The organism is Pseudomonas sp. SDO5532_S415 (assembly GCF_054071155.1).
This window is the reverse complement of record NZ_JBSVWS010000040.1, coordinates 18952-36105: the sequence shown is the minus strand read 5'-3', so window position 1 is coordinate 36105 and position 17154 is coordinate 18952. Positions and strand designations below refer to the sequence as shown.

Genomic DNA, 17154 nt, shown 5'->3' with positions numbered 1-17154 from the left:
AGGCTGTGGTTTACCTGTGGGAGCGAGCCTGCTCGCGAAGAGGCCCTCAATCCAACCCTAATTTTTTCAGCCTGTACCGCATCGACCTGAACGACAAATTCAACCGCTGAGCCGCCGCCGTACGATTCCAGCGGGTTTCTTCAAGGGCCTGGAGAATCAACTGGCGTTCGACGTTCTCCAGATAAGCCTCCAGATTGTCGATCTGCGTGAGATCCGGCACACCGCCTTCTGCGGCACAGTTCCCTTCGGCCAGGCGCAGGTCGCCGGCTTCGATCTGTTTGTTTTCGCACAGCGTGTGTGCCCGTTCGAGCATGTTCTCCAGTTCCCGCACATTGCCTGGAAAGCGGTAGCTTTTCAGCGCATCGAGGGCTTGCGGGTGAAGTGTTGCCACGGGTTGACCGGTGTCGGCGGCCAGGCGCTTGAGCACATGGCTGGCCAGGGGCTCGATATCGTCACGGCGTTCGCGCAAGGGTGGAACCCGCAGCTCGATCACGTTCAACCGGTAGTACAAATCCTGGCGGAAGCGCTCAGCGGTGACTTCGGCCGCGAGGTCTTTATGGGTGGCGCAAAGTATGCGCACATCAACCACCACTTCCTGTTGCCCACCCACACTGCGTACGGCTTTTTCCTGAATGGCCCGCAGCAGTTTGACCTGCATCGGCAGCGGCAGATCAGCCACTTCGTCGAGGAACAGGGTGCCGCCATGGGCCGCCTGGAACAGTCCGGGTTTGTCTTCGATGGCGCCGCTGAAGCTGCCTTTGCGATGACCGAAAAATTCGCTTTCCATCAACTCCGACGGAATGGCGCCGCAATTGACCGGAACAAAGGGCTGGTTGGCGCGCGGCCCGCGATCATGGATCAGGCGTGCGACCAGCTCCTTGCCACTGCCAGACTCGCCGCTGATGTACACCGGCGCCTGGCTGCGCGCCAGTTTGTCGATCTGTTTGCGCAGGTTGCGCATGGGCAATGAATCGCCCAGCAAGCGGCGGTCGATGGCAATGCCCGGGGTGGGCAGCAGCAGGGCGCTGTTGACCAGTTCCCGCAGGCGAGTGAGGTCCACCGGTTTGCTCAGGAAGTCAAAAGCCCCGGCCTTGAGAGCGTTGATCGCTGTCTCGACATTGCCATAGGCAGTGATCATGGCTACCGGGACTTGCGGGTGGCGTTGCTGGATGTGCTGTAGCAGTTCAAGACCTGTACCGTCCGGCAGGCGCATGTCGGTCAGGCACAGATTGAATGTCTCGCGCTTGAGCAGTGCCTGTGCCTCGCCAGCGTTGCGGGCACTCCAGGTATCGAGTTTCATCCGTCCCAGGGTGATTTCCAGGAGTTCGCGGATGTCCGGTTCGTCGTCGACGATCAGGACTTTTTGCCGTGGGCTCATCTTCAACCTTGTTTCTGTCCGTGAGCAAAGGTGATGCGAAAGCAGCCGCCTTGGCGTGGTTTAAAGTCCAGGCGGGCCTGGTTGCTTTCGCACAGCTCACGGGACAGGTAAAGCCCCAGGCCAGTGCCTTGGTGGCTGGTGGTGAAGAAAGGCTCGAACAGTTGCGCTTGATGGTCAGGGGCCACACCGGGGCCGTCGTCGAGGATTTCGAGGATGGGCAGTTGGCTGTCGGGATCGACGAACAACTCAAGCCAGACCTGTGCCAGATCGTGGCGCTGGGCGCTGTGGCGCCAGGCGTTGCGAATGAGATTGTCGAGAATCTGGTTCAACTGGTTCGGGTCCATCAACGTCTTGAAGTCGCCGCCAGCGATGTGCAGGTGAATCTGCTGGCGCTCGGTCGCGCCCTCGCGAATTTCGCTGACGAACTGTTGCAGCCACGGCTTCAGGTCCAACCGTTGCGGTAAGGTTTGCTGGCGGCGGGACAGTTGCAGGACGTTTTCGATTACCCGATTCATGCGCTGAGAGTGATCTTGAATGATCTGCGTCAGACGTTGATCCGCGCTGTTCAGTTCCTCGGACTCGCGCAATAGCTGCGCGGCATGACTGATGGCACCCAAAGGATTACGGATTTCATGGGCGATACCGGCAGTCAGGCGTCCGAGCGCGGCGAGTTTCAGTTGTTGGGCCTGCTGGGCGATCTGGGCGAGGTCTTCAAGAAAAACCAGGGTCTGGTGCTGCGGGCTTGAGTCCAGTGCAATGAAGCTCGGTTGCAGCTCCACGCCGCTATTGGCGATTTTCAGGCTTTGCGGGCGCAACGTCGGATTGCTGAGCCAGAGCTGATAGCGTTCGACGAGGGCGGGGACCTGGTCGTCGATCAGTCGGCCCTCAAGCCGGTCGCAGCCGAGCAGTGACAGGGCGCTGTGATTGGCCAATTGCACGCGCCGCTGCTCGTCGAGCACCAGAATGCCGGTGCGCATGCGTTGCAGGATCAGCGCATTGAGTGCTTCCAGGCCGACGACTTCGCTGGCCTTCTGTTCCACGAGGGTTTCACTGACTTCCAGGCGTCGGATCAGGCCTTGCACCAGCAAAGCTGCGGCAAAGCATAGGGCGCCCAGGGTTCCGACCTGCAAGTAATCATTGGGTTTGGGAGGATGGCTGAAATTCAGCAGAAAGCTGGAACCGACGATGCCGAGTGCACCGACGGCTGCAATCAACAGGCCGATGCGTCTTCGCAAGAGCGTATTGCTGATGGCGACGGAGACAATCAGCAGGTTGCCAATGGCGCTGGCCACACCGCCGCCTGCGTAGAACAGGAGGCACAGCAGCAAGACGTCGAGAAGCGCCAGGCTGAACAATTGCGTCGGCTGGCGAGTGTTCTCGAAGAAGACCACCAAAAGAATGTTCAGCACCAGGTACAACCAGCTGCCACTGCGCAGCAGCTCGTTGCTGGCTGACGTCAGCAACTGGTCGTCCAGATTGCTGGAGATCAGCAGCACCAGGACGATGCCGACGCTTAAACGGTAGAGGTGATAAAGGCGCAGCAGTCGCTGGGCCTGTTTGCCGCCGTGACTGGACGTCTCAGCGATCACTGGAACCGGGGCCTTGCTCCAGATGGGCCTGGCTGCAATACCATTGTTGTTGAAGACTCAGTGCACGATCCCGTGGCAGGTGCACACCGCAATGGGCGCAGCGGACCATCGGTGCCGCTTCCAGTTCGGCAGGCGACTTGGGCACGGCAGCCTGGCCCTTGTACTTGCGCCAAAACCATACGGCGGCGGCAATCACGGCGATCCAGAACAGTAAACGAAGCATGATGAGCGGCTTTTTGGCTGATGAATCGCCAGTTTAGCCGGGGACATGGCAGGCGCACAGCGTAAATGCGTTCTATAAAAACGGCGCAATAAAAAAGGGAGACTCGAAGTCTCCCTTTCTGTACCGCCGGTCGTATCAGTCGAACACGCCGAAGGTCATGTAGCTGAACCAGGAACGGTCTTCGTTGTTACCTTCTGCTTCGTGATTCTCTTCTTCGATCACGTCACCGTCCGCATCTTTAGGCTTGAGCTCGTTCGGAATCGCGTCCTTGGCATCCTGAAACTGCTTCTGCACGTCCTGGTTGGCGCGGGTTTCTCCCGGTGGCAGCGGCGGACGGGATTCGATCAGGCCCAGGGTGGCCTTGCTCAGCCACGAACGGTTGTCGGCTTCGGCGACCGACGGTACGAACTGACCGTCCACCAGGCTTGGGTGGTTCGGGTAGTTGAGCTTCAGGGTTTCAAGGCTGGTGGCTGCCAGGTCGTCCAGGTGCAGGCGCTGGTAGGCCTCGGTCATCACCGCCAGGCCGTCGCCGACCGAAGGGGTTTCCTGGAAGTTTTCCACCACGTAACGACCACGGTTCGCCGCGGCGACATAGGCCTGACGGGTCAGGTAGTAATCGGCAACGTGGATTTCGTAGGCCGCCAGCAGGTTGCGCAGGTAGATCATGCGCTGCTTGGCGTCCGGCGAGTAGCGGCTGTTGGGGAAGCGGCTGGTCAGCTGGGCGAATTCGTTGTAGGAGTCGCGAGCGGCGCCCGGGTCACGTTTGGTCATGTCCAGCGGCAGGAAGCGCGACAGCAAACCGACGTCCTGGTCGAAAGAGGTCAGGCCCTTGAGGTAGTAGGCGTAATCGACGTTCGGGTGCTGTGGATGCAGACGAATGAAGCGCTCAGCCGCGGCTTTCGCAGCTTCTGGCTCGGCATTCTTGTAGTTGGCGTAGATGAGTTCGAGTTGTGCCTGATCGGCATAACGACCGAACGGATAACGCGATTCCAGAGCCTTCAGCTTGGCGGTGGCGCTGGTGTAGCTGTTGTTGTCCAGATCAGCCTGAGCCTGTTGGTACAACTCGACTTCGCTCAGGTTTTCGTCTACGACTTCCTTCGATGAGCAAGCAGCGGTCAATGCGAGGATGGCGATCAGCAGCAGGTGTTTCACTTGCATGGCGGCTTGCGTCCCTATGACGGCCGCTGTCTTGGGCGTGGCCGTCCTGTTATGATGAGCGCCCCGTTGAATAGCCTCGGGGCAAAAGACGCCGTATTTAACCACAAGCGCGCAGCCGAAACCAAAGGCTGTGCCGACGCCTAGTCTGAGCATGTCCGATAAAATTGAACTTCGCGCAGAGGTGCCGTCCGAATTGGGCGGCCAACGCCTCGATCAAGTCGCCGCACAATTATTCGCTGAGCACTCGCGCTCGCGCCTTTCCGCCTGGATCAAAGACGGCCGCCTGACTGTGGATGGGGCGGTTATCCGCCCGCGAGACATCGTTCACGGTGGCGCCATTCTTGAACTCACTGCCGAGCAGGAAGCTCAGGGCGAATGGGTCGCTCAAGACATTGCCCTGGACATCGTCTATGAAGACGACGACATCCTGGTGATCAACAAGCCTGCGGGCCTGGTGGTGCATCCCGCCGCCGGTCACGCTGATGGCACCTTGCTCAATGCGTTGCTGCATCACGTGCCGGGCATCATCAATGTGCCCCGCGCCGGTATCGTGCATCGCCTGGACAAGGACACCACCGGTCTGATGGTGGTGGCCAAGACCATTCAGGCGCAGACGCAGCTGGTGACACAGTTACAGAGCCGCAGTGTCAGCCGCATCTATGAATGCATCGTGATTGGCGTGGTGACAGCCGGCGGCAAGATCAACGCGCCGATCGGTCGTCACGGCCAGCAGCGCCAGCGCATGGCTGTGATGGAAGGTGGCAAGCAAGCCGTCAGCCATTACCGTGTGCTCGAGCGTTTCCGCTCTCACACCCACGTACGGGTGAAGCTGGAAACCGGTCGTACGCACCAGATTCGCGTGCACATGGCGCATATCAACTTCCCGTTGGTCGGAGATCCTGCCTACGGCGGTCGCTTCCGTATCCCGCCGGCAGCCAACCCGACCATGGTCGAGTCGTTGAAAAACTTCCCGCGTCAGGCGCTGCATGCGCGGTTCCTGGAGCTGGATCACCCGACCACTGGTCAACGCATGAGCTGGGAGTCGCCGTTGCCGGAAGACTTCGTCTGGTTGCTGACCCTGCTCAAGCAAGATCGCGAGGCGTTCGTCGGATGAGTGACTGGCTGATTCCTGACTGGCCCGCGCCGGCCGGGGTCAAAGCCTGTGTCACCACCCGTGCGGGCGGCGTCAGTCTGGCGCCGTTCGACAGCCTCAACCTCGGCGATCATGTCGACGACAGCCCAGAGGCTGTCGCCGAAAATCGCCGTCGCCTGACCGATCACTTCTCTATTCAACCGGCCTGGCTGCAGCAGGTCCACGGCATCGTCGTGGCTCATGCGGATCCGAGTCAGGTGGTCACCGCCGATGCCAGTTGGACGGCAACGCCGGGAATCGCCTGCGCGGCAATGACCGCCGATTGCCTGCCTGCACTGTTTTGTGACCGTGCCGGCACGCGCGTGGCTGCGGCTCATGCCGGCTGGCGCGGGTTGGCGGCGGGCGTGCTGGAAGCGACTCTGGACAGTCTGGCCGTACCACCTGCCGAGGTGCTGGTCTGGCTCGGTCCGGCCATCGGCCCGCAAGCGTTTGAAGTCGGCCCGGAAGTACGTGAAACTTTCGTTCAGCAGCTGCCGCAAGCGGCTGAAGCCTTTGTTCCGAGCCAGAACCCCGGCAAATTCATGGCCGACATCTATATGCTGGCGCGTTTGCGTCTGGCGGCTCGCGGTGTAACGGCTGTCTATGGCGGAGGTTTCTGCACCGTGACCGATCCTCGCTTCTTCTCCTACCGCCGCAGTCCTCGCACTGGTCGCTTTGCCTCCCTAATCTGGCTTGAACGCTAGACTTGCCTGACCTGCATCAACGTCACGACGCTTGAAACTCCCAGAATCGACCGCATCTACTGTGGTATCTGGCAGGTTTCTTCATTCAGGATGTTTTATAGGTCCGGCCTGCTCAAAAGGAAGGTGACCCATGCGTATAGACCGTTTAACCAGCAAGTTGCAGTTAGCCTTGTCCGATGCCCAATCCCTGGCCGTCGGTCTTGACCATCCCGCCATCGAGCCGGCGCATTTGATGCAGGCCCTGCTTGAGCAACAGGGTGGTTCGATCAAGCCCCTGTTGATGCAGGTGGGCTTCGACGTCAACAGCCTGCGTAAAGAGCTGACCAAAGAGCTCGACCAGCTGCCAAAAATCCAGAATCCGACCGGCGACGTCAACATGTCGCAGGATCTGGCGCGCCTGCTCAATCAGGCTGATCGCCTGGCCCAGCAGAAGGGCGACCAGTTCATTTCCAGCGAGTTGGTGTTGCTCGCCGCCATGGACGAGAACAGCAAGCTCGGCAAATTGCTGCTGGGCCAGGGCGTCAGCAAGAAAGCCCTGGAAAATGCGATCAACAACCTGCGTGGTGGCGAGGCAGTCAATGACCCGAACCACGAAGAGGCGCGCCAGGCGCTGGATAAATATACCGTCGACCTGACCAAGCGCGCCGAAGACGGCAAGCTCGACCCGGTGATCGGTCGTGACGACGAAATTCGTCGGACCATCCAGGTCCTGCAACGTCGCACCAAGAACAACCCGGTGCTGATCGGTGAGCCTGGCGTTGGTAAAACTGCCATCGCCGAAGGTCTGGCCCAGCGCATTATCAACGGTGAAGTGCCGGACGGCCTGAAAGGCAAGCGTCTGCTATCCCTGGACATGGGGGCGCTGATTGCCGGTGCCAAGTATCGTGGCGAGTTCGAAGAGCGGCTAAAAGCGCTGCTCAATGAACTGTCGAAGCAGGAAGGGCAGATCATTCTGTTCATCGACGAACTGCACACCATGGTCGGCGCCGGCAAGGGCGAAGGCTCGATGGATGCGGGCAACATGCTCAAGCCAGCCCTGGCGCGCGGTGAGTTGCATTGCGTCGGCGCGACCACGCTCAATGAGTACCGCCAATATATAGAGAAGGATGCAGCCCTTGAGCGGCGCTTCCAGAAAGTATTGGTGGACGAGCCGAGCGAAGAAGACACCATCGCCATCCTGCGAGGCTTGAAAGAACGCTACGAGGTCCACCACAAGGTGGCGATCACCGACGGCGCGATCATTGCGGCGGCCAAACTCAGCCATCGCTACATCACTGACCGTCAGTTGCCGGACAAGGCCATCGACCTGATCGACGAGGCCGCCAGCCGCATCCGCATGGAGATCGACTCCAAACCGGAAGTGCTGGACCGTCTGGAGCGTCGCCTGATTCAGCTGAAGGTGGAGTCCCAGGCGCTGAAGAAAGAAAGCGACGAAGCGGCGATCAAGCGTCTGGAAAAACTCCAGGAAGAAATTCGGCGCCACGAACGCGAGTATTCGGATCTCGAAGAAATCTGGAACTCGGAAAAGGCCGAGGTGCAGGGTTCGGCGCAGATCCAGCAGAAAATCGAACAGTCCCGTCAGGAACTGGAAAGCGCTCGCCGCAAAGGCGACCTGAACCGCATGGCTGAGTTGCAGTACGGGGTGATCCCGGACCTGGAGCGCAGCCTGCAAATGGTCGACCAGCATGGCAAGAGTGAAAACCAGTTACTGCGCAGCAAGGTGACTGAAGAAGAGATCGCCGAAGTCGTATCGAAGTGGACCGGTATTCCGGTGTCGAAAATGCTCGAAGGCGAGCGCGACAAACTGATGAAGATGGAAAGCCTGTTGCACCAGCGTGTGATTGGCCAGGATGAAGCAGTGGTCGCGGTTTCCAACGCCGTGCGGCGTTCTCGCGCCGGGTTGTCCGACCCGAATCGCCCGAGTGGATCGTTCATGTTCCTCGGCCCGACCGGTGTAGGTAAAACCGAGCTGTGCAAGGCGCTGGCCGAATTCCTCTTCGACACCGAAGAAGCGATGGTGCGCATCGATATGTCCGAGTTCATGGAGAAACATTCCGTGGCTCGCTTGATTGGCGCGCCACCGGGCTATGTCGGCTATGAAGAGGGCGGTTATCTGACGGAGGCTGTGCGTCGCAAGCCTTATTCGGTGATCCTGCTGGACGAGGTCGAGAAAGCTCACCCGGATGTGTTCAATATCTTGTTGCAAGTGCTGGAAGATGGCCGGCTGACCGACAGTCATGGCCGCACGGTGGATTTCAAGAACACCGTGATTGTCATGACCTCCAACCTGGGCTCGGTGCAGATCCAGGAACTGGTCGGTGATCGTGAGGCTCAGCGTGCGGCGGTGATGGATGCGATTTCCTCGCACTTCCGACCTGAGTTCATCAACCGGGTCGATGAGGTGGTGATCTTCGAGCCATTGGCGCGGGATCAGATCGCCGGCATTACCGAGATCCAGTTGAGTCGTCTGCGCAGTCGCCTCACCGAGCGGGAGTTGAAGCTGGAGTTGAGCCCCGAGGCCATGGACAAGCTGATCGCGGTCGGTTACGACCCGGTGTATGGCGCACGACCGCTCAAACGAGCGATCCAGCGCTGGATCGAAAACCCGCTGGCACAGCTGATTCTCTCCGGCCGATTCATGCCGGGAGACACGGCCAAAGGCACGGTGGAAAACGACGAGATCGTTTTCAACTGAGCCAATGTAGGAGCGAGCTCGCTCGCGATGGTCGTTAACGAGAACGCGTATTCACTGGCTGAACGCTGCGTTCTTGAGCCCATCGCGAGCAGGCTCGCTCCTACAAAATCTCTGACTGAAAAGGAGGCCTCGCATTGCGAGGCCTTTTTTTCGCCAGGCTGTTGAACTTAAAGGAAAAGGCTTGTAAAGTGCGCCCCGCAGTAAGTCACCCGGTAGGGTTTCTGCTCCCCAAGCAGGAATCTGAAATAAGTTGCAAATCATTAACTTGAAAGCAATTTAGGGGGTTGACAGAGGTGCTTAAGATTGTAGAATAGCGCGCCTCAGACACACGAACGCAGCGATGCGAACGGGTCGAAGAGAACGCAATAAAGCTTCACCGTTGTAAATTGAAATATGTAGTTCCGTGATAGCTCAGTCGGTAGAGCAAATGACTGTTAATCATTGGGTCCCAGGTTCGAGTCCTGGTCACGGAGCCAATTTCAAACCGGGGTATAGCGCAGTCCGGTAGCGCGCCTGCTTTGGGAGCAGGATGTCAGGAGTTCGAATCCCCTTACCCCGACCATATTTGGGTCGTTAGCTCAGTTGGTAGAGCAGTTGGCTTTTAACCAATTGGTCGTAGGTTCGAATCCCACACGACCCACCATTTTTGAAACCAGTTAAGGCTGGGATCGAATCTTAAGATCAGACGCCAAAAGCTCTGTTCGCAGAAGGCGCCTTTCGAAGGTGCCTTTTTTTTACCGGGGTATAGCGCAGTCCGGTAGCGCGCCTGCTTTGGGAGCAGGATGTCAGGAGTTCGAATCCCCTTACCCCGACCATATTAAAAATCCTCGTATCGAAAGATACGGGGATTTTTTTTGTCTGCGAAAAAAGCACAACCCTTCAAGTCATCGTACAACTTGCCGATAACGAGCTGTCGGGGCATGGCCCTTCACTCAAGCCAATAAAAACAAAGGCGCTCGTTATGTTTCTTCGTCAGCTGAATATTGCCCCCCGTGCCGCGCTGGGTTTTGCCTTGATCGCGGTGCTCGTGGCGCTGCTCGGGGTCTTTGCCCTAGGGCAAATGTCGAGCATTCGCGAGAGTGAGGTGGCGGTGGAGAAGCAATGGCTGCCAAGTATTCGTGGCGGTGACGAAATTCGCGAAATCATGCTGCGCATTCGCACCATTTCCCTTCGTATGGCCCTGGATCAGGATCCGAAGAATATCGCGCAATACCGCAGCCAGATGGACACCCGGGACAAGGAGCTGAGCGAAAAAATCGCCGCTTACGACAAACTGGTGACCACGGCTGAAGGCAAGGCGTTGTACGACCAATTCAAAAATACCTTCACCGCCTACCGCACCGGCATTGCCCAATCGTTCACTTTGGCTGAGCAGGGGCGTCGCGACGAACTGACCAAGCTGTTGCTGGTGGACATGAAAACCGTGGTCGATGGGTCTGGCAAGCAACTCAGTGACCTGGCGCAACTGTTTACTCAGCAAGTCGCGGCCGAGAGCGAGAAATCCAAAGCGCATTACGAAACGTCGCGCACGATAGTCAGCCTGTTTATCGCCCTCGCCGCCTTGGCGACGGTTGCCCTGGCCATGCTATTGACCCGCAGCATCGTGCGTCCGCTCAGTGAGGCGGTGATTGCCGCAGAACACGTGGCTCAGGGTGACCTGACGCGCCCGATCGAAACCCATGGCAATGACGAAGTCAGCCGCTTGCTCAAGGCATTGGCGGCTATGCAGTGCAACCTGCGGGAAACCTTGCAGGGTATCAGCGGTTCCGCCACGCAATTGGCTACGGCAGCTGATGAGTTGAACGCCGTCACCCTCGATAGCAACCAGAGCCTGCAACAACAGAACAACGAAATTGAGCAGGCGGCCACGGCGGTCAATGAAATGACCAGCGCTGTGGAGGAGGTCGCGCGCAATGCCGTATCCACCTCCGACGCCACCCGCCAGTCCAGCGAGTCGGCCCATCTGGGGCAGGAGCGGGTCAGCGAAACGGCCAGTGCCATCAGTTCACTGGCCCATGACGTGCAAAGTACCGGAGAGTTGGTGCGATCGCTGGCCAATCAATCCCAGGATATCGGTAAGGTGCTGGATGTGATTCGCGCCATCGCCGAGCAAACCAACTTGCTGGCGCTCAACGCGGCCATCGAAGCGGCACGAGCCGGGGAGAGCGGTCGGGGTTTCGCGGTGGTGGCTGACGAGGTGCGTGCCTTGGCTTATCGCACACAGCAATCGACCCAGGAAATCGAGCAAATGGTGCAAGGCATGCGCAACGGTTCGAGCCAGGCCCTCGATGCCATGAACGCCAGTGCATCCCGTGCCGCCAACACGTTGGTCCTGGCCGAGCGCGCAGGCGAGGCCCTGCAAACTATCACGGCTTCCGTGCATGAGATTCATGAGAGAAATCTGGTGATCGCCAGCGCGGCCGAAGAACAGGCGCAAGTGGCGCGGGAGGTCGATCGTAACCTGGTGAACATTCGCGATCTGTCTGTACGGTCCGCCACCGGGGCCGATCAGACCAGTGCATCGAGCCATGAGCTGTCGCAACTGGCCAATGCACTGCAGGGGATGGTGCGGCGGTTTCGGGTTTAAATTCGACAGATGAACAAATGTGGGAGCGAGCCTGCTCGCGAAGGCGCCAGCCCAGTCGACATCAATGTCGTCTGAAGTACCGCTTTCGCGAGCAGGCTCGCTCCCACAAGGTTTTTTGTATCAGTGAAGTTTGAGCCGCGGTTCGGTGCCACGCCCGATCTTGCTGCCCAGCATCAGCATCGCCGTGCGGAACGGCCCATACAGCGCCATCTGGTGCATACGGTACAGCGACACGTAAAACATCCGCGCCAGCCAACCTTCAAGCATCACGCTGCCCGTGAGGTTTCCCATCAAGTTACCCACAGCGGAAAAACGCGACAGCGAGATCAGCGAGCCGTAGTCGGTGTACTTGTACTCCGGCAATGCCTTGCCTTCGATCCGCAGCTTCAACGATTTGGCCAGCAACGACGCCTGTTGATGCGCCGCCTGGGCGCGTGGCGGCACATTGCGGTCGCTGCCCGGTTGCGGGCAGGCCGCGCAGTCACCGAAGGCGAAGATGTTCTCGTCGCGGGTGGTTTGCAGCGTCGGCAGCACTTGCAGCTGGTTGATGCGGTTGGTTTCCAGGCCATCGATGTCTTTGAGGAAGCCCGGTGCGCGAATCCCTGCCGCCCAGACTTTCAGGCTGGCGTTGATCACTTTGCCATCGGCGGTGATCAAGGCATCGGCCGTCACTTCGCTGACCGCCGCGTTGGTCATGACGTTGACCCCGAGCTTCTCCAGGGTTTTATGCACAGGTCCGCCGATGCGTTCCGGCAGCGCCGGCAGCACCCGTGGTCCGGCTTCGATCAGGGTAATGTGCATGTTTTCCGGTTTGATCCGGTCCAGGCCATAGGCCGCCAGTTCATGGGCGGCGTTGTGCAGTTCGGCGGCCAGCTCGACCCCGGTGGCACCGGCGCCGACGATGGCGACGCTGATCTGCTCGACCTTGTCGGTTTGTCCGGCGTGGGCGCGCAGGTAGTGATTGAGCAACTGTTGATGGAAACGCTCAGCCTGTTTGCGGGTGTCGAGGAACAGGCAATGTTGTGCTGCGCCCTGGGTGCCGAAATCGTTGGTGGTGCTGCCCACGGAAATCACCAGCGAGTCGTAAGGCACTTCCCGCGCCGGCACCAGTTCCAGGCCGGCTTCATCATAGGTGGCGGCCAGCTGGATTCTTTTCTGTGCCCGATCGAGCCCGCTCATGCGCCCCAACTGGAACTCGAAGTGGTTCCATTTTGCCTGGGCAACATAGTTGAGTTCGTCTTCGGAGGAGTTCAGGGACCCGGCTGCCACTTCGTGCAACAAAGGTTTCCAGATGTGGGTCAGGTTCGCGTCGACCAGCATCACACTGGCCGTGCCGCGCTTGCCCAGAGTCTTACCCAGACGGGTAGCCAACTCCAGACCGCCGGCGCCGCCGCCAACGATGACAATACGATGAGTCATGGGGATATCTCGCAAGGCTAAAAGAAATCTGTGCAGCTACCCTCGCGAGCGCAACGCGGCTCATAGCGCCAGGTAACTGATAAATCGGCTCAACAGGCCCAAACCAATGGTCACTGCCAACACCAGCACCAGGAGCATCCACGGCCGGAAGGGCCGGCGCTCGACACGGTGCTGGGACAGTTGCAGGTACTCTTCGACATGCTTCTGGTCGTCGGGGTTCAGGCGGCTGGTCATAAAGGCCTCGTCAGGTAGACGTTGCTGAATGTTTAGAAGCTACAGACTGATTTAACGAACGATGAACGGAGCATAGCCGGTGTCCGGAATCGGCTCGACGCTCACTGTATCGTCCAGGCGAATGATGCCACTTTGTAACACCCGGGCTGTGATTCCGCCATGGCCACGCATTGCTTGAAACGTCCCGGTGCCGAGGTTGTTTTCCAGTCGTGCGCACGGCTGGCACCAGCCGGTGGTTTCGAAAATCGCCTGGCCAATGCGAAAGCGCCGACCCTTGAGGCTGAATAAATTGATCCCACTGATAACGAGATTGCGCCGCAAATCTTCAGGCTTGACCGGTTGATCGGCGGGGCGCCCCATCAGCGAACTGATCACCGCCAGATGTTCCCACTGAATCAGCGTGACTTGTCGTGCGTTGCGCACGCCGGGTCGGGCGTGATCGCCGGTCAGGCCAGCCTCCAGCCGCGCTTCCACGGCATCGAGTTCGATCATTGACGAGCGTGATTGCGGGCGTACACCTATCCAGCGAACGCGGCCCTGTTGTGGCACTTCGGCAATCAGTTCCTGCAGTGGACTCACAGGCTGATCCCGACATCGAACACGATGCTGCGCCCCAGGTTGCTGCGCAGGAAGTCCGGTGCATCCGGATGTGCGAACAGCACGCGGGCGAAGGTCGGCCCCACCAGCGACAGCGAACGCCAGCCCTGGCGCAAGTATTCGGTGGGCGGAGGGAAATGGCTGTTGAGGTCCAGCACTTCGCGCTTGAGGCTGGCGAAGGCGATGATGTCCAGTTCCCCCAGGTCCATGCCGCGTTCCTTGTAGTTATGCGCTTTTTTGCGCAGGGTCGGCGCCAGTCGCAACAGAAACTCGTTGGCCGGGATACGCCGGGGCTTGGCTTCGCGCCGTACCAATTGGCTGAGGGAAAACGCGCTGCGCCGGCGTTGCAATTCATCGCGCCATTCGTCGTTGAGGCGTCGACCTTCGTCGAGGACGAAAAACACCTCGAAACTGGCATCGCGAAACAACACGTCCGGCGGCTCCCCGGCCGGGGCAAACTCGTCGGCGCGATAAGGAATGTTCAAGCCTTGCAGCAGGCGCTGGCACACCCAACGCTCACGCTCCCATTTGCGGGCATTGGACAGGAAAGCGTTGGCCTGCTCGGCCGCGATGGTCAGCAGGCGTAAGTAATCTGAGTCATCCATAGGCCCAAGCTTAGCGTTCAAATGCGATCGCAAAGAAGACAGTTTATCGCGCAGGTGCAAATTCTTGTGCGACACGCACGCTGCGTCCCCGCTCCCAACACCTGATTTCGCCGTTGCACAAAACGGATAGCGATCTGCGCTTTGCGGATATTGACCTGCTCCTGGCGCCTCTACCATCGGCTGTACGGACGTCAGCCGTATTGCCGACGCTCTGAAAAAACAACAACAAGAGATCAATGCCATGCGCAAAATCGACGTACATGAGGTTATCGACAACGCTCGATTCAACCGCTTCCACTGGATGGTGCTGTTCTGGTGTGCCCTGATCATCATCTTCGACGGTTACGATCTGGTGATCTACGGCGTTGTGTTGCCGATGTTGATGAAGGAGTGGGGGCTCAGTCCCCTGCAAGCCGGCGCACTGGGCAGCTATGCACTGTTCGGGATGATGTTCGGTGCACTGTTCTTCGGCCCGCTGTCGGACAGGATCGGCCGCAAGAAAGCCATCACGATCTGCGTGATCCTCTTCAGCGGTTTCACCGTGCTCAACGGTTTCGCCAGAAACCCCACTGAGTTCGGTATTTGCCGCTTCATTGCCGGCCTGGGCATAGGCGGCGTGATGCCCAACGTTGTGGCGCTGATGAATGAATACGCGCCGAAGAAAATCCGCAGCACGCTGGTGGCGATCATGTTCAGCGGCTATTCGGTGGGCGGCATGCTCTCGGCAGGGCTGGGCATCGTATTGATCCCCAGTTTCGGTTGGCAGTCAGTGTTTTACGTGGCGGTGCTGCCGCTAGTGTTGTTGCCGCTGATCATGTACTTCCTGCCCGAATCCGTGGGTTTCATGCTGCGCCAGGGGCGCAATGACGACGCGCGCAGCATTCTCCAGCGCGTTGACCCGTCCTACGTCGCACAGACCAATGATCAACTGCATATGAGCGAAGTGAAGGGCACCGGCACCCCCGTGTTGCAGTTGTTCCGTGAGGGGCGCGCATTGCGCACACTGATGCTGTGGCTGGCATTTTTCTGCTGCCTGTTGATGGTCTACGCCTTGAGTTCCTGGCTGCCGAAACTGATGGCCAACGCCGGGTATAGCCTGGGCTCGAGCCTGTCGTTCCTGCTGGTATTGAACTTCGGCGCGATCTTCGGTGCAGTCGGTGGTGGCGTACTGGGTGACAAGCTCAATTTGCCGCGCGTGCTGTCGGTGTTCTTCGCCCTGGCGGCCGTTTCGATCACATTGCTGGGCTTCAACAGCCCGATGCCGGTGTTGTACGTGCTGATCGCCATTGCCGGCGCCACTACCATCGGCTCGCAGATTCTGCTGTACGCCTGCGCTGCGCAGTTCTATTCCATGACCATTCGATCCACCGGTCTGGGCTGGGCCTCGGGTATCGGGCGCAACGGCGCGATCGTCGGTCCGTTGCTTGGCGGTGCCTTGCTCGGGATCAGCCTGCCGCTGCAACTGAATTTCATGGCGTTTGCCTTGCCCGGTGCGATTGCAGCTATCGCCATGACGGTGTTCGCGCTCAGCAGTCGGCGCAGTGCCCGACAGCCGCTATCGGGCGCTCAGGCCGGATCGCCTGACGGGGCTGTCGGCGAGGCCTCATGAACATGTTTTTACGGGACTTTTCCCTGTCTGCCGCAGTCGCCGGATTCATTGCCACGGTGATTTCCTATGCAGGCCCGTTGGTGATCATTTTTCAGGCTGCCGAGGCTGCACAGCTGTCGCGGGAGGTGCTGTCGTCGTGGGTCTGGGCGATTTCCATCGGCAGCGCCTTGCTCGGCATCGGGTTGAGCCTGCGCTACCGCGTGCCTGTGATCATCGCGTGGTCGGCTCCGGGCTCGGCGTTGCTGGTGGCGTTGTTGCCGGGGATCTCCATGCCGGAAGCCGTGGGCGCCTATCTGGTCAGCAGCCTGATCATTTTCCTGGTCGGGGTGTCGGGTGCGTTTGACCGGATCATCGGCAAACTGCCCCCGGCTATTGCGGCGGCGATGCTGGCGGGGATTCTGTTCAGCTTCGGTACGGGGTTGTTTGTCTCGTTGCAAGGCAAGCCGTTGCTGGTACTGGCGATGTTTGCCACCTACCTGATCGGCAAACGGCTGATGCCGCGTTATGCGGTGGTGATGGTATTGCTGGTCGGCTGCTCGATGGCTTTTCTCGCCGGCGATCTGCACCGCGAAGCGCTGGTGATCGGTTTGGCCACGCCGGTGTGGATTACGCCGGCGTTCAGCCTGAGCGCGACGCTGAACATCGCTTTGCCGCTGGTGATGGTGGCATTGACCGGCCAGTTCGTTCCGGGCATGGCGGTGTTGCGCGCCAGCGGCTACGCGACGCCGGCCGGCCCGATCATCGCCGGCAGCGCACTGGGCACAGCGCTGTTGGCGCCCTTCGGTTGTCACGGGCTGAACCTGGCGGCGATTACCGCGGCCATTTGTACGGGGCGCGAGGCCCACGAGGATCCCGACAAACGCTATGTGGCCGGGGTCGTGGGTGGACTGTGTTACCTGGTGCTGGGGATCTTCGGCGCCACCCTGGTTTCACTGTTTTCGGCGTTTCCCAAGGAACTGATCGCGGCCCTGGCCGGGCTGGCGCTGTTCGCCGCGATTGCCGGGGCCATGGCCGGCGCGATGGCCGTGCCGAGCGACCGGGAAGCTGCGTTGGTGACCTTTCTCACTACGGCGTCGGGCATGTCGCTGCTGGGTTTGTCCGCAGCTTTCTGGGGACTGATTTTCGGCATGGTCACGCACCTGTTTTTAAGCGCTCGTCGTCCTGTCCCTCGCAGTGAAAGCGCTGCGGCCAAAACACCTCTACCTGTCGATCAATAAAAATAAG

General features: G+C 59.5%; 14 protein-coding genes, 4 tRNA genes and 1 pseudogene. 11 read left to right on the top strand and 8 right to left on the bottom strand.

The features are described from left to right. Window positions 1–46 precede the first annotated feature (46 nt). From ACW9HW_RS12450 to ACW9HW_RS12435, 4 genes are all read right to left on the bottom strand, one after another. Complete coding sequence (locus ACW9HW_RS12450) at window positions 47–1378, bottom strand: sigma-54-dependent transcriptional regulator (protein WP_095196605.1); 1332 nt, start codon at window positions 1376–1378, stop codon at window positions 47–49. Window positions 1379–1380: 2 nt separating this feature from the next. Further along, window positions 1381–2967: a sensor histidine kinase gene (locus ACW9HW_RS12445; RefSeq protein ID WP_457400058.1), complete on the bottom strand. Its 1587-nt coding sequence runs from the start codon at window positions 2965–2967 to the stop codon at window positions 1381–1383. Continuing rightward, the gene (locus ACW9HW_RS12440; RefSeq protein WP_095196603.1) at window positions 2957–3190 is read right to left on the bottom strand and encodes a PP0621 family protein; all 234 of its coding nucleotides are present in this window, start codon (window positions 3188–3190) and stop codon (window positions 2957–2959) included. The genes ACW9HW_RS12445 and ACW9HW_RS12440 overlap by 11 nt, the downstream gene beginning before the upstream one ends. A 135-nt stretch (window positions 3191–3325) precedes the next feature. Next, window positions 3326–4348 carry an outer membrane protein assembly factor BamD gene (locus ACW9HW_RS12435; RefSeq protein ID WP_095196602.1) on the bottom strand — a complete coding sequence of 341 codons (1023 nt, stop codon included), beginning with the start codon at window positions 4346–4348 and terminating at the stop codon, window positions 3326–3328. A gap of 151 nt (window positions 4349–4499) precedes the next feature. Here ACW9HW_RS12435 and rluD point away from each other — a divergent pair, with 151 nt between their 5' ends. The 9 genes and pseudogenes from rluD (at window position 4500) to ACW9HW_RS12390 (ending at window position 11466) form a co-directional block, all read left to right on the top strand. Continuing rightward, window positions 4500–5462 carry a 23S rRNA pseudouridine(1911/1915/1917) synthase RluD gene (rluD, locus tag ACW9HW_RS12430; RefSeq protein WP_095196601.1) on the top strand — a complete coding sequence of 321 codons (963 nt, stop codon included), beginning with the start codon at window positions 4500–4502 and terminating at the stop codon, window positions 5460–5462. Beyond that, window positions 5459–6184 (top strand): peptidoglycan editing factor PgeF, encoded by a 726-nt coding sequence (pgeF, locus tag ACW9HW_RS12425; protein WP_457400055.1) that lies wholly within the window; start codon window positions 5459–5461, stop codon window positions 6182–6184. The genes rluD and pgeF overlap by 4 nt, the downstream gene beginning before the upstream one ends. Window positions 6185–6314: 130 nt before the next feature. Next, window positions 6315–8879, top strand: coding sequence for an ATP-dependent chaperone ClpB (gene clpB, locus ACW9HW_RS12420; protein ID WP_095196599.1), 2565 nt, complete (start codon window positions 6315–6317; stop codon window positions 8877–8879). Between the two features lie 400 nt (window positions 8880–9279). After that, window positions 9280–9355, top strand: a tRNA-Asn gene (locus ACW9HW_RS12415). A 9-nt stretch (window positions 9356–9364) separates the two neighbouring features. Next, a tRNA-Pro gene (locus ACW9HW_RS12410) sits at window positions 9365–9441 on the top strand. Between the two features lie 5 nt (window positions 9442–9446). Then, window positions 9447–9522: transfer RNA gene (locus ACW9HW_RS12405), tRNA-Lys, on the top strand. A 95-nt stretch (window positions 9523–9617) separates the two neighbouring features. Then, a tRNA-Pro gene (locus tag ACW9HW_RS12400) sits at window positions 9618–9694 on the top strand. Window positions 9695–9840: 146 nt separating this feature from the next. Then, a pseudogene (locus tag ACW9HW_RS12395) lies at window positions 9841–10608 on the top strand (MCP four helix bundle domain-containing protein); the annotation flags it as partial. Next, window positions 10603–11466 carry a methyl-accepting chemotaxis protein gene (locus ACW9HW_RS12390; RefSeq protein WP_371917550.1) on the top strand — a complete coding sequence of 288 codons (864 nt, stop codon included), beginning with the start codon at window positions 10603–10605 and terminating at the stop codon, window positions 11464–11466. The pseudogene ACW9HW_RS12395 and the gene ACW9HW_RS12390, both read left to right, overlap by 6 nt. A 120-nt stretch (window positions 11467–11586) precedes the next feature. Here ACW9HW_RS12390 and ACW9HW_RS12385 read toward each other — a convergent pair whose 3' ends face one another. Genes ACW9HW_RS12385 through ACW9HW_RS12370 form a run of 4 tightly spaced genes read right to left on the bottom strand, consistent with a single transcriptional unit; the run spans window position 11587 to window position 14321 of the window. Next, window positions 11587–12885, bottom strand: coding sequence for an NAD(P)/FAD-dependent oxidoreductase (locus tag ACW9HW_RS12385; protein ID WP_095196597.1), 1299 nt, complete (start codon window positions 12883–12885; stop codon window positions 11587–11589). A 60-nt stretch (window positions 12886–12945) separates the two neighbouring features. Continuing rightward, window positions 12946–13119 (bottom strand): DUF3094 domain-containing protein, encoded by a 174-nt coding sequence (locus tag ACW9HW_RS12380; protein ID WP_095196596.1) that lies wholly within the window; start codon window positions 13117–13119, stop codon window positions 12946–12948. 51 nt (window positions 13120–13170) lie between these two features. Continuing rightward, the gene (locus ACW9HW_RS12375) at window positions 13171–13698 is read right to left on the bottom strand and encodes an MOSC domain-containing protein (RefSeq protein ID WP_095196595.1); all 528 of its coding nucleotides are present in this window, start codon (window positions 13696–13698) and stop codon (window positions 13171–13173) included. After that, a complete protein-coding gene (locus ACW9HW_RS12370) occupies window positions 13695–14321 on the bottom strand; it encodes a DUF1780 domain-containing protein (RefSeq protein WP_007970534.1) in 627 nt (208 codons plus the stop codon). The genes ACW9HW_RS12375 and ACW9HW_RS12370 overlap by 4 nt, the downstream gene beginning before the upstream one ends. A 241-nt stretch (window positions 14322–14562) precedes the next feature. Here ACW9HW_RS12370 and ACW9HW_RS12365 point away from each other — a divergent pair, with 241 nt between their 5' ends. Both ACW9HW_RS12365 and ACW9HW_RS12360 read left to right on the top strand, forming a co-directional pair. Next, entirely contained in the window at window positions 14563–15930 is a 1368-nt protein-coding gene (locus tag ACW9HW_RS12365; RefSeq protein ID WP_095196594.1) for an aromatic acid/H+ symport family MFS transporter, read from the top strand. Then, window positions 15927–17147: a benzoate/H(+) symporter BenE family transporter gene (locus tag ACW9HW_RS12360; protein ID WP_095196593.1), complete on the top strand. Its 1221-nt coding sequence runs from the start codon at window positions 15927–15929 to the stop codon at window positions 17145–17147. The genes ACW9HW_RS12365 and ACW9HW_RS12360 overlap by 4 nt, the downstream gene beginning before the upstream one ends. Window positions 17148–17154 lie beyond the last annotated feature (7 nt).